The sequence below is a fragment of the Kitasatospora sp. NBC_00315 genome (genome assembly GCF_041435095.1).
In the GTDB taxonomy this organism is placed as follows: Bacteria; Actinomycetota; Actinomycetes; order Streptomycetales; family Streptomycetaceae; genus Kitasatospora.
The window spans coordinates 4,848,006-4,861,700 of record NZ_CP108025.1 but is presented as its reverse complement, the minus strand read 5'-3'; the positions used below and the strand labels follow the sequence as shown (position 1 = coordinate 4,861,700).

Below are 13,695 nucleotides of genomic sequence, written 5' to 3'. Positions count from 1 at the left end.
CGGGCCGGACGGCCGCGGGGGGCGGTGGCGGTGCGTCATCCGGCTACACCGCCACCAGGACGGCGAGCAGGACGACGGCGGCGAGCAGCGCGCTGAGGTACGTCTGCGCGTTGCCGCTCTGCGCGAAGCGGACGGCCCGGCCGAGCAGCTCGGCGCCGGAGCCGCCGCCGCGGACGTACGTCTCGACCACCTCGCGGTCCAGGAAGCGGACGAGCCTCGCGGCGGCGCCCACCGGGCGGACGAACAGCGCGCTGTAGAGGCGGTCGACGCCGAAGCCGTGCCGGGCCGGGCCGAACAGCGGTCCGAGCAGGGTGCGGCCGGGGTCGGCCGGGAACTGCTCGACCAGCGGGGGGCCGCCCTGCTCGGGCACCGTGCCGCCGGGCGCGGGCGACGGCCGGGAGGCCGCGAGCCGGGCGCCGGCGGAGCGCCAGGCGGCGTACGCGATCAGGACGCCGGCCACCGCCAGGCCGGTGCCGATCACGGCGGTCACCGGGGAGGGCCGCAGCGAACCGCCGTCCAGCAGCGCGGGCAGCCAGTCCGACCGCAGGCCGACCACGCCGAAGCCCATCGTCGGCACCGCGAGGACCCAGAGCGGCCAGCGCATCGCGGCCGGCTCGGCGCTGGCCGGGTCGGCCTCGTCGATCTCCGGCGAGTACGGCGCGTCGGGCTCGGCGCCGGTGCGCACCGGCGTACCGGCGGCGGGCGCCGGGCTGTGGAAGGCGACCAGCCAGAGCCGGGTCGCGTACGCGGCCGTGAGCAGGGCGGTGAGGCAGGCCGAGACCAGCACGATCCAGCCGGCGGCCGCCGGTACGGCGGAGGCGGGGCCGAGGCCGTTGGTGATCGCCTCGCCGGTGGCGGCGTGCTCGGCGGCGGTGAGCACCGCCTCCTTGCTGAAGAAGCCGGAGAACGGCGGCAGCCCGATCAGGGCGACCAGCGCGATGCCGGTCGTCCAGTACGCGTCGGGGACGCGCCGGCGCAGTCCGGGGATCCGGGCCATCGCGGAGATCGAGTTGGTGTGCGCGGCGTGGATCACCACGCCCGCGGCGAGGAACAGCAGGGCCTTGAAGGCGCCGTGGGTGAGCAGGTGGAAGACCGAGGCCTCGCGGTCCCCGCTGGCGAGCGCGCCCGCCATGTAGCCGAGCTGGCCGACGGTGGAGTACGCGAGCACCCGCTTGAGGTCGTCCTGGGCGAGCGCGCAGAGCGCGGAGCCGATCATGGTGATCGCGGCCATCACCGCGAGGACGACCAGGGCGGCGCCGGAGAGCAGGAACACCGGCAGCAGCCGGGCCACCAGGTAGATGCCCGCCGCGACCATGGTCGCGGCGTGGATCAGCGCGCTGACCGGGGTCGGGCCGGCCATCGCGTCCGGGAGCCAGGTGTGCAGCGGGAACTGCGCGCTCTTGCCGGCCACCCCGGCGAGCAGCAGCAGCGCGATCAGGGTGGGGTGGCCGAGCCTGCCCTCGCCGGCCGCCGCCAGCACGTCCGTGATCCGGAAGCTCCCGGCGTCGGCGCCGAGCAGGAAGAGGCCGAACAGGAAGGGCACGTCGCCGAGCTTGGTGACCAGGAAGGCCTTGAGCGAGGCGGAGCGCGCGTCGGCGCTCTCCCAGTGGTGGCCGATCAGGAAGTACGAGCAGATGCCCATGAGCTCCCAGCCGACCAGCAGGACGATCAGATCACCGGAGTAGACGACCAGGAACATCGCCGCCGTGAAGAGCGAGACCAGCGCGGCGTACGACGGGTAGCGCGGGTCGTCCTTGAGATAGGCGGTCGAGTAGACCTGCACGCAGGTGGCGACCAGGCCGACCAGGACGGAGATCAGCGAGCTGAAGCCGTCCAGGTGGACGGCCAGCGAGATGTCGGGGCCGCCGGTCGGCGTGAGCCGGGTGGCGGCGTCCAGCACCTGGCCGGTGCCGAGCTGGAGGGCGACGACCAGGGCGAGCACGGCGGAGGCGGCCACCGGGAGGATCGCCAGCGGCCGGGCGAAGCCCGGCGCCCGGCGGCCGGTGGCCAGGGTGGCGACGGCGCCGAGGGCCGGCAGCGCGGGGACGAGCGCGGGCAGGGCGAGGTTCATGCGACGGCCTGGCCCTTCAGCGCTTCGGTCCCGGCGGGTGCCTCGTCGGCGGCGGTTTCGCGGGTGTCGGCCTCGGCCGGGTCACCGAGGGCGGTGATGCGGTCGATGTCGGCGGTTCCCCTCGTCCGGAAGACCAGCAGGACGATCGCCAGGCCGAGGCCGATCTCGGCGGCGGCCACCGTGATGGTGAACAGGGTGAGCGCCTGGCCGGCGTGCAGCGAGTCGCGCAGCCAGGCGTCGAAGGCGACCAGGTTGAGGTTGACGGCGTTGAGCATCAGCTCGACCGACATCAGCACCAGGACGACGTTGCGCCGGGCGAGCACGCCGTACACGCCGACGGCGAAGAGCAGCGCGGCGAGGACGGCTGGGTAGACGAGGTGCATCGGCGGTCAGCGCTCCTGCGGAGGGGTCGTCGAGGAGTCGGGCTCCGGGGCGGGCGCGGGCCGGGCGCCCGCGCGGCCCCGCGTGCCGACCGGCTTGCCGGCCCGCAGCCTGCCGGGCCGGGGCCGGGGTACCGCGGCCTTGCGGCTGCGGGACAGCACGATGGCGCCCACGAGGGCCGCCAGCAGCAGGACGGACAGCGCCTCGAAGGGCAGCACCCAGTGGCGGAACAGGCTGGTGCCGACCGCCTGAGTGGAGCCGGCGCCGCCGCCGAGGTCGATCCACGCACTGCGGAAGGCGTCCACGACCAGGGTCACCAGGGTGCCCGCGGCGGCCAGGGCCACCGCGAGGGCGACCCATCGGTTGCCGGAGTCGGCGTCCGGCGACCGGCCGATCGGGGCCTTGGTGAGCATCAGGCCGAAGAGCACCAGGACCACCACCGAACCGAGGTAGATCAGCACCTGGACCCAGGCGACGAACTCGGCGGTGAGCAGCAGGAACTCCACGGCGAGCCCGCCGAGCGCGACCACCAGCCAGAGCGCGGCGTGCACCAGCTGCCTGGTGGTGACCGCGACCAGGGCGGAGCCGAGCACGGCGACGCCCACCAGCAGGAACACGATCTCGGCGCCGGTCGGGGAGAGGAAGGAGCGGGCGGCCGGCTCCAGTGGACCGGCGGCGGCCAGCAGGGAGGTCACGCCTGCTCACCCCCGGCCGCGGCCTGGGCCGCTGCGGCCATCTTCTCGGCCGCCTTGCGGGAGGCCGCGATCTCCTTGGGCTCCTCGGCCCCCGGGTCCAGCGCGGGCGGCGCCGGGACGGTCCACATCCACTCGCGGAGCTTGTCCCGCTCGTGGGTGAGCTCCAGGATGTCGGTCTCGGCGTACTCGAACTCCGGCGACCAGAACAGCGCGTCGAAGGGGCAGACCTCGATGCAGATCCCGCAGTACATGCAGAGCGAGAAGTCGATCGCGAAGCGGTCCAGCACGTTGCGCGTGCGGGCCCGGGCGTTCGGGTCGGCCGCGGGCAGCGTCTCCTTGTGGGAGTCGATGTAGATGCACCAGTCCGGGCACTCGCGGGCGCACAGCATGCAGACGGTGCAGTTCTCCTCCAGCAGCGCGATCACCCCCCGGCTGCGCGGCGGGAGGTCGGGCTGCACGTCGGGGTACTGGGCGGTGACGGTCTTCCTCGTCATCGTCCGCAGGGTGACCGCCAGGCCCTTGGCCAGGCCGGAGCCGGGGCCCTTCAGGAAGGGGAGAGTCATCAGGAGATCGCCACCTTGACGACGCCGGTGAGGGCGAGCTGGAGGAGGGCGAGCGGGATCAGGCCCGTCCACGCGAAGCGCATCAGCTGGTCCTCGCGCAGTCGGGGGTAGGTGACCCGCAGCCAGATCACGACGAAGGCCAGCGCGAAGGTCTTGAGGACGGTCCAGAGCCAGCCGAGCTGATCCGGCATCGGGCCGTGCCAGCCGCCCAGGAAGAGGACGGCGGTCAGCGCTGAGACGACCAGGATGCCCGCGTACTCGGAGAGCAGGAAGAAGGCGAAGCGCAGGCCGGTGTACTCGGTGTACGCGCCGAAGATGATCTCGGAGTCGGCCACCGGCATGTCGAACGGCGGGCGCTGCAGCTCGGCCAGGCCGGCCGTGAAGAACACGAACCCGCCGATCGCCTGCCACGGGATCCAGTACCACTCGAAGGCGTCCACGATGCCCGGCAGCGACAGGGTGCCGGCCGCCATCGCCACCGAGGCGGCGGCCAGCACCATCGGCAGCTCGTACGACATCAGCTGGGCGGCCGTGCGCAGGCCGCCGAGCAGGGAGAACTTGTTCGCCGACGCCCAGCCGGCCATCAGCTTGCCGATCACCCCGACGCCCATCACGGCCAGCACGAAGAACAGACCGGCGTCGATGGCCTGCCCGACGAAGCCGCCGGGGCCGACCGGTACGGCGAGCAGGACGATCAGGTAGGGCAGCAGCGAGACGGCCGGGGCCAGCTGGAAGACCCGCCGGTCGGCGGCCGCCGGGACGATGTCCTCCTTCTGCGCGAACTTGACGCCGTCGGCGACGAGCTGCGCCCAGCCGTGGAAGCCGCCCGCGTACATCGGGCCGAGCCGGCCCTGCATGTGGGCCATCACCTTGTGCTCGGTCTGGCCGATGATCAGCGGGAACGTCAGGAAGACGGCGAGCACGGCGACGCAGCGCAGCAACGTGTCCAGCAGGTTCACGCGCTGTCTCCGTCCTGGTCGGTGGTCCGGGCCGGGGGCGCGGCGGGGGGCTCGGTGGCGGGGGGCTCGGTGGCGGGGGCGCCGGGTTCGGCGGAGGGTTCGGGAGCGTCCGGGGACGCCGGTGGCTCCGGGGGCTCGGGGGCGACGGGTGCCGGGGGCTCGGGCGTCCCGGGTCCGTGCGCGGGTACCGGGCTGTGCCAGGGCGCGTCGGAGGAGCGCGTCCTCACCGGGCGCGCGGGCGCCTCCGGGGCCGGAGCCCCGGCCGGCGTCCGGTCGGACGTCGGCGCCGGGCCGGGTGCGGGTGCGGCCGGGGCGGACTCCGCAGCGGCCGCCGTCTGGCTCGCCGACCCCTCGGTGATGGAGCGGGTCCGGCGGGGCCGGTCCACCCGGATCGGCGGTGCGCCCTCGGCGCCCTCGGCGCCCGCGGCACCGGCCGCGCGAGGCGTCCGGCCGGCCGCGCCCGCCGCCCGCGCTCCCCGGGCCGGTCGCTCGGCCACGGGTGGCAGGGTGCCCTTGAGCGGCCCCCACTCGTTCGGGTCGGGCACCCCGGGGGGCTGCATCTTTCGCCGCGCGGGCCCGTCGCCGTGGTCGGACTCGCCCGGCTCCTTGGCACCCGGCCAGGCCTTGGCGACCCGGGCCGCGAGGACGAACTCCTTGCGCAGCGGATGGCCCTCGAAGCCGTCCGGGAGCAACAGGGTGACCAGGTGCGGGTGGCCGGTGAAGTCGATGCCGAACATCTCGTTCGTCTCGCGCTCGTGCCAGCCGGCCCCGGCGTAGACGCCGAGGGCGGTCGGCAGTGCGGCCCGCTCGCGCGGCACCCTGGTGCGGACCAGCAGGTGCCGGACACCGGAGGCGTCCACGGCGGCGAGGTGGGCGGCGACCGAGAAGCCGTCGGCCAGCTCGTCCACCGCGCTCAGCCAGTCGAAGTAGCTCAGGCCCAGGGTGTCCCGGGCGGTGGTCAGGGCGTCGATCCAGTGCTCGGCGGGCACCTCGACGGTGATCAGCTCGTACGCCTCGGCGGCGGTCGCCCACGTGCCGATCGCGGCCGCGAGCTCCTCGGGGGTGCGGTCGAAGCTCACTGCCGGCCGCCCTCCGGTCCGGCCACCAGCGGCCGGCGCAGCGCGGACGCCGGGGCGGCGTAGCGCTCGGGCAGCGACTCGGCGGCGATCTTCTCCTGCAGCTTGAGGATGCCCTGGAGCAGGGCCTCGGGGCGGGGCGGGCAGCCCGGCACGTAGACGTCGACCGGGATGATCTGGTCCACGCCCTTGGTGACGGAGTACGAGTCCCAGTAGGGACCGCCGGAGTTGGAGCAGGCGCCGAAGGAGATGACGTACTTCGGCTCGGGCATCTGCTCGTAGAGGCGCTTGACGGCGGGTGCCATCTTGTCCGTCACGGTGCCCGAGACGATCATCAGGTCGGCCTGTCGCGGGCCGGGCGCGAACGGGATCACACCCATCCTGATGAAGTCGTGCTTGGCCATGGACGCGGCGATGAACTCGATCGCGCAGCAGGCCAGGCCGAAGTTGAAGCACCAGAGGCTGTAGCGGCGCCCCCAGTTGAGCACCACCTTGACCGGGTCCGGCGCCAGCCGGGCCAGCGGGCCCAGGCGGTCCGGCTCGACGGCGCCACCGGGGCGGGCCGGATCCGGCATGCCGAGCGGGACGGCGCCGGTGTCACCGGGCCGGCCGTGCGAGTGGCCGTGCGCGTGGCCGTGGGTCACGTCCATTCCAGAACGCCCTTCTTCCAGGCGTAGAGCAGTCCGACCGCGAGGAAGCCGATGAAGACGAACATCTCGACCAGCGTGCCCGCGCCGAACCCGGCCGCGGCGAAGACCGTGGCCCAGGGGAACAGGAAGACGGCGTCGACCGCGAAGATCACGTACAGGAAGGCGTACACGTAGTAGCGGATCTGGGTGTGCGCCCAGTCCTCGCCGACGGGGTCCACGCCGCACTCGTAGCTGAGCAGCTTCTCGGGCGAGTGCACCACCGGCCGCAGCAGCCGGTTGGCGGTGAACGACACCGCGACGAAGAGCACGCCGACGACGGCGAGCAGGCCCACCGCCGCGTACGCGTCGAAGTAGCCGCTGCCCACCGCAGGGTCGGCCGCGACGGCAGCTACCGGCTGCCCCTCCATGCGTTCGCCTCCACATCGGCTGTGCTCCCGGCCCGCCCGGGAGATCCCGGAGGGCCTTGTGACCGTGTTCTTTACGCGCCCATAACCATCGCTAAGGCGTGAGTCTAAGTGCACCGCCACCTGCCCCCGCACCCTGCCCGCTCCGCAAGACGCCCGGGCCCGGACGCCGGGCGGGGCCTCGCGCGGAGCGCCGCCGCGCACAGGGGGTGGGGATAACCCCCGGGTGCGAACACGGATCACCCCCATGGCCCCGGCCCGCTCCCGCCAGGGAAGCTGGGGGCAGCAGCTCCACCTAGAGGGACGGTAGATCCTGATGAAGCCTCTGCTCCACCGCACCGCGGACGCCATCCGGCGGCGGGACACCGAGGGCGACCGGGTGCCTGCCTACGGCGCCCAGATGTGGCAGCAGGTGTTGAAACTGCTGCTCAACCTGCCGCTCGGGATCGTCGGATTCGTCTTCACGGTGACTCTGCTGAGCGTGGGCCTGGCGCTGTCCGTCACCGTGATCGGGCTGCCGCTGCTCGCCCTGGGGCTGACCGGCTGCCGCAGGCTGGGCACGCCGGCCCGCTCCCGGGCCCGGGCGGCGGGAGCCGAGGTGGGCGAGCCGGAGCCGCTGTCGGTGCGCCGGCCCGGTCTGACCGGCTGGGTGATCGCCTCGCTCACCGACGGTCTGGGGTGGCGCTCGGCGCTCCACCACGTGCTGCTGCTGCCCTGGGGCGTCCTGAGTTTCGCCCTCACCCTGGTGTGCCTGATCGTCGGCTGGCCGGTGCTGCCGTGGGTCGTCGCCTTCCAGACCGCCGTCGACCGGATGCTGACCGAGAGCCTGCTCGCCCCCACCGCGCTCGCCGCGCGGGTGCGCGAGCTGGAGGACGACCGCGGCACGGTGGTCGACACCGCGGCCGCCGACCTGCGCCGGATCGAGCGTGATCTGCACGACGGCGCGCAGGCCCGGCTGGTCGCGCTGGCGATGGATCTGGGCCTGGCCAAGGAGAAGCTGACGGACGAGCCGACGCCGGACACCGTGGAGGCCGCCGCGAGGATGGTCGGCGCCGCGCACGGCGAGGTGAAGCTCGCCCTGCAGGAGCTGCGCGATCTCGCCCGGGGCATCCACCCCGCGGTGCTGACCGACCGCGGCCTGGACGCCGCCCTCTCGGCGGTCGCCGCCCGCTGCACCGTCCCGGGCGGGGTCAAGGTGCACGTGGACCTGCGTGGTGCGGACGGCGCCGTCGAGCGGCCCGACTCCGCGGTCGAGGGGATCGCGTACTTCACCGTCAGCGAGTTGCTGACCAACGTCTCCAAGCACTCCGGCGCGCGCTCCGCCACGGTGGACCTGTGGCGGGCCGAGGACCGGCTGATGCTGCTCGTCCAGGACGACGGCAAGGGCGGCGCCGCCCCCTACCCGGGCAGCGGCCTGGGCGGGCTGGCGGAGCGGATCCGCGCGGTGGACGGGGTGTTCCTGGTGGAGAGCCCGCACGGCGGCCCGACCACGGTGACCATCGAACTGCCCTGGCACACGCGCGCCGCCCGCCGGGCCTGAGCGCGGAACGCGGCAGGGCGGCAGGGCGGCGGAACGCGGCAGGGCGGCAGGGCGGCGGAACGCGGCGGGGCGGCGGAACGCGGCGGGCCGGCCCCGGTCGCGGGCACGCGAGACGGCCGGGGCCCGGCCGAAGCATCGGCGGGGCCCCGGCCGGCGCCCTTGCGCCCGCACCGGCGTACGGGCCAAGGAGCGGCCCTGGCGGCGCCCGCAGACCCTTGCGCGGTGTGCGGACGGCCCGTCGGGGCCGGGCTGGTGGGGGTGGAAGGCAGGGAGCCGGTCGCCCCGGTGGGGACCTCTGGGCGGCGGGAGCGGGCGGCGGGAGCGGGCGGCTAGGAGCTGGGGAGGGTGCCGAGGGTGACGTCGGCGGTCTTGGACTGTCCGTCCCGGGTGTAGGTGACGGTGACCTTGCTGCCCGGGGAGAGCGAGGCGAGCGCCGTGGTGAGCGAGTTGAGCGTGGTGATCTGGGTGTCGCCCAGCTTGGTGATCACGTCGCCGACCTGGAGGCCGGCCGAGGCCGCGGGCCCGCCGGCCGTGATGCTGACGATCACCGCGCCGGCCGGCTGGAACCCGGAGTCGAAGATCGTCCGGGCGGTGATGCCGAGCGCGGCCCGGCCGGAGTTGGTGACCTTGCCGTCCTTGATCAGCTGGTCGGCGATGCTGGTGATGGTGGCCGCCGGGATGGCGAAGCCGATGCCGGGGGCGACGCCGCCGTTGGTGTCGGGCTCGGTGGCCGCGAGCGTGTTGATGCCGATCACCTGGCTGTCCAGGTTGACCAGTGCTCCGCCGCTGTTGCCGGGGTTGATGGCGGCCGAGGTCTGCACCATGTTGCTGATGGTGGCGCCCGGCGAGCCCTCGCTCGCCGGCTCCGAGACGGTGCGGCCGGTCGCCGAGACGATGCCCTGGGTGACGCTGCTGGAGAGGCCGAGCGGACTGCCCATGGCCAGGGTGATCTGACCCAGCTCGACCTTCTTGCTGTCCCCGAAGGCCGCCGGCTTGAGGCCGCTCGGCGGGCTGTTGAGCTTGATCACCGCGAGGTCGGAGTCCGGATAGCTGGCGACCAGGGTGGCGTCCAGCGACTTGCTGCTGTTGGCCAGCGTGACCGTCATGGTCGTGGCGCTCCCGACCACGTGGGCGTTGGTGACGATGTTGCCCTTGCCGTCGTAGACGATGCCCGATCCCAGGCCGTTGGCCGTGGTGATCTGCACCACCGACGGCAGCACGTCGCCGATCACCCGCTGGTAGTCGTCCTGCAGCTGGTTGCCCCCCGCCGAGGCGGCGGAGGCCGAGCCGGTGGAGGAGGCGGCGGGCGAGGAGGAGCCGGACGAGGAGGAGCCGCTGCTGCAGCCCGTCACGGCCAGCGCGGCCGCCACGGTGACGGCGCCGGCGGTCAGCAGACGGCTGGTGTGGACCTTGGGACCGGTGGGGCGCGGACCTGCCGGGATCGGGCGGGTGGGTTCCTTCTTGGGGTGCACCTTGGCTGCCTCCGGTTCCGTGCGCGCATGGTCGGGCCCCGGGCGGGAGCGCCTCGCGGCACCGCGCGGCGTGGGGGCCGGGTCGGTGGACGGACGAGGGGCGAGGGCCCGGTTTTTTGTCAGCATTTCACCTTTTTGTCCGAATCAACGAGCCGACTCGCCACGCTCCGGGCCGCAATGTCGACCGCCTAGGATGCGGCCATGACTTGGTTGATTACCGGCGGGGCCGGATACATCGGCGGGCACGTTCTGCGGCAGCTCATCGAGGCCGGGGAGCGGGTCGCCGTGCTGGACGACTTCAGCACCGGGGACCGCACCCGGCTGCCCGAGGGCGTCGCCCTGATCGAGGGTTCGACGCTGGACCGGGCCGTGCTGGACGCCGCCATCCGCGACCACGCGGTCACCGGTGTCCTGCACTTCGCCGCGAAGAAGCAGGTCGGCGAGTCGGTGGAGAAGCCGCTCTTCTACTACCGGGAGAACGTCACCGGCCTGCAGACCGTGCTGGAGGCGGCCGCCGAGGGCGGGGTGAAGAACTTCCTCTTCTCCTCCTCCGCCGCCGTCTACGGGATGCCGGACGTCGACCTGGTCACCGAGGACACCCCCTGCGCGCCGATGAGCCCGTACGGCGAGACCAAGCTGGCCGGCGAGTGGCTGGTCTCGGCCACCGGCAGGGCCTTCGGCATGTCGACGGTGTCCCTGCGCTACTTCAACGTGGCCGGCGCGGCCTCGCCGGAGCTCTCCGACGCGGGCGTCTACAACCTGGTCCCGATGGTGTTCGAACGGCTGACGAACGGGCAGGCCCCGCGCATCTTCGGCGACGACTACCCCACGCCGGACGGCACCTGCGTACGTGACTTCATCCACGTCTCGGACATCGCCTCGGCCCACGTCGCGGCGGCCCGCCGGATGGCCGGCGCCCCGGCCGGCGAGACCTCGCTGATCCTGAACATCGGCCGCGGCGAGGGCGTCTCGGTCAAGGAGATGCTCGACGTGATCGGCCGGGTGACGGGCTACGACGCGACCGGCGAGGTCACCCCGCGCCGCGCGGGCGACCCGGCCCGGGTGGTGGCCTCCGCCGACCTGATCCACAAGGAGCTGGACTGGAACGCCCGCCACGGCGTCGAGGAGATGGTGGCCTCCGCCTGGGACGGCTGGTGCAGCCGCCACCCGCAGGCGCGCCGGTAGCGGTCACCCGTACCGGATGCCGAAGGGGCGGGCCCCTTCGGCATCCGGCGCCCTACTGCGGCACGGCCGTGCCGTAGTAGGCGTCCAACGCGTAGACGCAGCGGTCCTTGCTGCCGACGAAGACCCGGCCGCCGACCGCCACCGGGGAGCCGGTCAGCTCGCCCTTGGTGCCGAGCTCCCAGCGCAGCTGACCGGTCGCCAGGTCGAGCGTGTGCAGCGAGTGGTCCCGGCTGCCGAGGTGCACCAGGCCGTCCGCGACCGCCGGGGAGCCGACGATCTCGCCCCGCGCGGTGTAGCGCCACCGCTCCTGCCCGCTGGCGGTGTCGAAGGCGTGCAGGCAGTCCCCGCTGCCGATCAGCACGGTGCCGTCGGCGACGATCACCGGTTCGGCGCCCTGCCGGCTGCCGGTGCGCCCGCGCCAGCGGTCCCGCCCGGTGGAGACCTCCAGGGCGTAGACCGTGCCGAGGTAGTCCGCCACGTACACCGCCGAACCGTCCAGCGCGGGCGGGGTGAACAGCACCACGGGGGCCTCGAAGCGCCAGCGCTCGGCGCCGCTCACGGCGTCCAGCGCGTAGACCCTCGTCCCGGCCGTCACGTACAGCACGCCGGCCCGCTCGACCGGGCGGGACGGGACGTCCTCGCCGACCGGGAACGACCAGCGCAGGCCGGCTCCGCGCGGGTCCACGCAGCGCAGCCGTCCGCCGCCGTAGTAGTACGCGGCGCCGCCCACCAGGGCCGGGCCCGACTGCGGGTTCTCGTAGTCCTGCTGGGCGTCGTCGGCCCGCCAGAGCTCGGCGCCGTTCGCGGCCGAGCGCAGCTGGACGCCGCCGCCCCTGATGCCGCAGCAGAGCACCCCGTCGGCGGCGTCCAGCGAGAAGACCCAGCCGTCCAGGGAGTTGCGCCAGCGCTCGGTGCCGTCGGCGACGTCCACGGTGTAGAGGTGCGGGCCGTCGGCGGCGTGCACCCGCCCCGCGTCCACGGCCATCGCCCAGGCGACGTCGCGGGTCTTGTAGCGGCGCTCGCCCGAGCCGATGTCGAGGGCGTGCACCTCGAAGCTGGAGACGAACAGGGTGCCGTCGGCGACCACCGGCGTGCCCCAGACGTCGTTGGACATCCGGAAGCGCCAGGGCCGCCAGCGGGTGGCCCTGGCCGGCGGCGGGACGGCGGCGCGGCGCACCCAGTCCGTCTCGGCCGGGGCGGCCCCGGGGCCGCTCTGCTCGGCCCGGGGCCCCGGCCCTATCCGGACCGAGGCGCCGGAGAGCCGGACCTCGACGGCGCTCCCGCCCGCGGGGGCGGGGGCGCCGTGGCGGCGGGCGGCGATCTTCTCCGTGGCGGCCTCCCCGTCCGGCCCCGCGCCGGCCGGTCCGACGGACGGGGGCGCGGCGTGCCCGGGCCCCGGGCGGCCGTGCTGGGCGGTGCGCGGGTCGGCGGGGCCGACCGGCCGCCCGGGCGCGGGCGGGGCGGGCAGGGCGGGCGCGGCGGGCTGCGCGGGCACGGCGGGCGCCTGGGCCGCGGCGGGCTGACGCCGGCTGCGCTTGCGCTCGATCAGGTCCAGCGCGTTCGGCGGCAGCCAGTCCCCCGCCTCGCCGGAGGCGTCGTCGCGGGAGAACAGGTGCGGGGCCAGCTCCGCCTGGATCTGGGCGGGCGTGGGCCGGTGCTCCGCCGCCGGGCGCATGCAGGCCCGGACGAGGTCCACCAGCTCGACCGGCAGACCGGAGAGGTCCGGCTGCTCGCGCAGCAGCTGGAAGACCGTCTCCACCGGGTTGCCGCCCCGGTACGGCGGGTGCCCGGTGGCGCAGAAGACCAGCAGCGAGCCGAGCGAGAAGATGTCGCTGGCCCCGGTGACACTGCGACTGTCGCGGGCCTGCTCGGGCGACATGTACGCGGGGGTGCCGACCGCGACGTTGGTCATGGTGAGCCGGGTGTGCGAGACCCCGGCGGCGATCCCGAAGTCGATCACCCGCGGGCCGTCCTCCACCACCAGCACGTTGGAGGGCTTGAGGTCGCGGTGCACCAGCCCGACCGCGTGGATCGACTGCAACGCCTCGGCGATGCCCGCGATCAGCCAGCGCACGGCGCCGACCGGGAGCGGCCCGCACTCGCCGACCAGGTCCTCCAGGGAGGGCGCGGGCACGTACGCGGTGGCCAGCCAGGGCACCCGGGCGTCCGCGTCCGCGTCCACCACGGCGGCCGTGTAGAACCCGCCGACGGTCTTGGCGGCCGCGATCTCACGGGCGAAACGGACCCGGAACAGCTCGTCCTCGGCCAGCTCCCCCCGGACGGTCTTGATGGCGACCCGTCGGCCGGACGCGGAGCGCGCCAGGTAGACCAGGCCCATCCCGCCCGCCCCGAGCCGCCCCAGCACCTCGAAGGGCCCGATCCGCCTCGGATCGTGCGCCGTCAGCTGGTCCACTCCGCTGCCACCTCCCCGTCTCCCGGCACCCACGAAGGGACGCCGGTCCCGATTGTCCAATGCCGCCGGGCCCAGATCCAACCTCCCCCGCCCGTGGCGCCCGGCCGGAGTCCCGCGCGGCGCCGCTGTCCGAGGCCGAGGATCTGGCTGGATTCTGACGCCCCCTCCGAGTCCCCACTCACCGGCACGGCGGCTCACCCAAGGTTACGGAGCGCCACCCGACCTGCCCTCAGCGGACCGGTCGTCACGCTGTGACGCCATCAGCTCACGGGGGGGATTCATTCAG

General features: G+C 74.3%; 12 protein-coding genes. 2 read left to right on the top strand and 10 right to left on the bottom strand.

The features are described from left to right. Window positions 1-43: 43 nt before the first annotated feature. Genes OG823_RS20050 through OG823_RS20015 form a run of 8 tightly spaced genes read right to left on the bottom strand, consistent with a single transcriptional unit; the run spans window position 44 to window position 6,802 of the window. On the bottom strand, window positions 44-2,071 hold the full coding sequence (locus OG823_RS20050; RefSeq protein WP_371480975.1) for an NADH-quinone oxidoreductase subunit L: 2,028 nt from the start codon (window positions 2,069-2,071) through the stop codon (window positions 44-46). Then, on the bottom strand, window positions 2,068-2,454 hold the full coding sequence (gene nuoK, locus OG823_RS20045) for an NADH-quinone oxidoreductase subunit NuoK (protein ID WP_371480974.1): 387 nt from the start codon (window positions 2,452-2,454) through the stop codon (window positions 2,068-2,070). The genes OG823_RS20050 and nuoK overlap by 4 nt, the downstream gene beginning before the upstream one ends. A 6-nt stretch (window positions 2,455-2,460) precedes the next feature. After that, complete coding sequence (locus tag OG823_RS20040) at window positions 2,461-3,147, bottom strand: NADH-quinone oxidoreductase subunit J (RefSeq protein WP_371480973.1); 687 nt, start codon at window positions 3,145-3,147, stop codon at window positions 2,461-2,463. After that, window positions 3,144-3,710: an NADH-quinone oxidoreductase subunit I gene (locus OG823_RS20035; protein WP_371480972.1), complete on the bottom strand. Its 567-nt coding sequence runs from the start codon at window positions 3,708-3,710 to the stop codon at window positions 3,144-3,146. Before OG823_RS20035 ends, OG823_RS20040 begins: the two co-directional genes overlap by 4 nt. Then, complete coding sequence (nuoH, locus tag OG823_RS20030) at window positions 3,710-4,663, bottom strand: NADH-quinone oxidoreductase subunit NuoH (RefSeq protein WP_371484555.1); 954 nt, start codon at window positions 4,661-4,663, stop codon at window positions 3,710-3,712. Before nuoH ends, OG823_RS20035 begins: the two co-directional genes overlap by 1 nt. A 2-nt stretch (window positions 4,664-4,665) precedes the next feature. After that, window positions 4,666-5,748, bottom strand: coding sequence for an NADH-quinone oxidoreductase subunit C (locus OG823_RS20025; RefSeq protein ID WP_371480971.1), 1,083 nt, complete (start codon window positions 5,746-5,748; stop codon window positions 4,666-4,668). After that, complete coding sequence (locus OG823_RS20020) at window positions 5,745-6,395, bottom strand: NADH-quinone oxidoreductase subunit B (RefSeq protein ID WP_371480970.1); 651 nt, start codon at window positions 6,393-6,395, stop codon at window positions 5,745-5,747. Before OG823_RS20020 ends, OG823_RS20025 begins: the two co-directional genes overlap by 4 nt. Further along, window positions 6,386-6,802, bottom strand: coding sequence for an NADH-quinone oxidoreductase subunit A (locus tag OG823_RS20015; RefSeq protein ID WP_371480969.1), 417 nt, complete (start codon window positions 6,800-6,802; stop codon window positions 6,386-6,388). Before OG823_RS20015 ends, OG823_RS20020 begins: the two co-directional genes overlap by 10 nt. Before the next feature lie 313 nt (window positions 6,803-7,115). On the opposite strand from OG823_RS20015, the gene OG823_RS20010 reads away from it, so the two are divergent. Then, window positions 7,116-8,339 carry a sensor histidine kinase gene (locus OG823_RS20010; protein ID WP_371480968.1) on the top strand — a complete coding sequence of 408 codons (1,224 nt, stop codon included), beginning with the start codon at window positions 7,116-7,118 and terminating at the stop codon, window positions 8,337-8,339. Window positions 8,340-8,668: 329 nt separating this feature from the next. On the opposite strand, the gene OG823_RS20005 is transcribed toward OG823_RS20010, so the two are convergent. After that, a complete protein-coding gene (locus OG823_RS20005) occupies window positions 8,669-9,730 on the bottom strand; it encodes a S1C family serine protease (RefSeq protein WP_371484553.1) in 1,062 nt (353 codons plus the stop codon). A 282-nt stretch (window positions 9,731-10,012) separates the two neighbouring features. Here OG823_RS20005 and galE point away from each other — a divergent pair, with 282 nt between their 5' ends. After that, on the top strand, window positions 10,013-10,996 hold the full coding sequence (gene galE, locus OG823_RS20000; RefSeq protein ID WP_371480967.1) for a UDP-glucose 4-epimerase GalE: 984 nt from the start codon (window positions 10,013-10,015) through the stop codon (window positions 10,994-10,996). 52 nt (window positions 10,997-11,048) lie between these two features. Here galE and OG823_RS19995 read toward each other — a convergent pair whose 3' ends face one another. Beyond that, window positions 11,049-13,409 (bottom strand): PQQ-binding-like beta-propeller repeat protein, encoded by a 2,361-nt coding sequence (locus OG823_RS19995; RefSeq protein ID WP_371480966.1) that lies wholly within the window; start codon window positions 13,407-13,409, stop codon window positions 11,049-11,051. Between the last annotated feature and the right edge of the window lie 286 nt (window positions 13,410-13,695).

Bases quoted from the DNA above. Each gene is read 5' to 3' on its own strand.
- OG823_RS20050 (WP_371480975.1), bottom strand. From the start codon at position 2,071: ATGAACCTCGCCCTGCCCGCGCTCGTCCCCGCGCTGCCGGCCCTCGGC.
- nuoK (WP_371480974.1), bottom strand. From the start codon at position 2,454: ATGCACCTCGTCTACCCAGCCGTCCTCGCCGCGCTGCTCTTCGCCGTC.
- OG823_RS20035 (WP_371480972.1), bottom strand. From the start codon at position 3,710: ATGACTCTCCCCTTCCTGAAGGGCCCCGGCTCCGGCCTGGCCAAGGGC.
- OG823_RS20020 (WP_371480970.1), bottom strand. From the start codon at position 6,395: ATGGACGTGACCCACGGCCACGCGCACGGCCACTCGCACGGCCGGCCC.
- OG823_RS20015 (WP_371480969.1), bottom strand. From the start codon at position 6,802: ATGGAGGGGCAGCCGGTAGCTGCCGTCGCGGCCGACCCTGCGGTGGGC.
- OG823_RS20010 (WP_371480968.1), top strand. From the start codon at position 7,116: ATGAAGCCTCTGCTCCACCGCACCGCGGACGCCATCCGGCGGCGGGAC.
- galE (WP_371480967.1), top strand. From the start codon at position 10,013: ATGACTTGGTTGATTACCGGCGGGGCCGGATACATCGGCGGGCACGTT.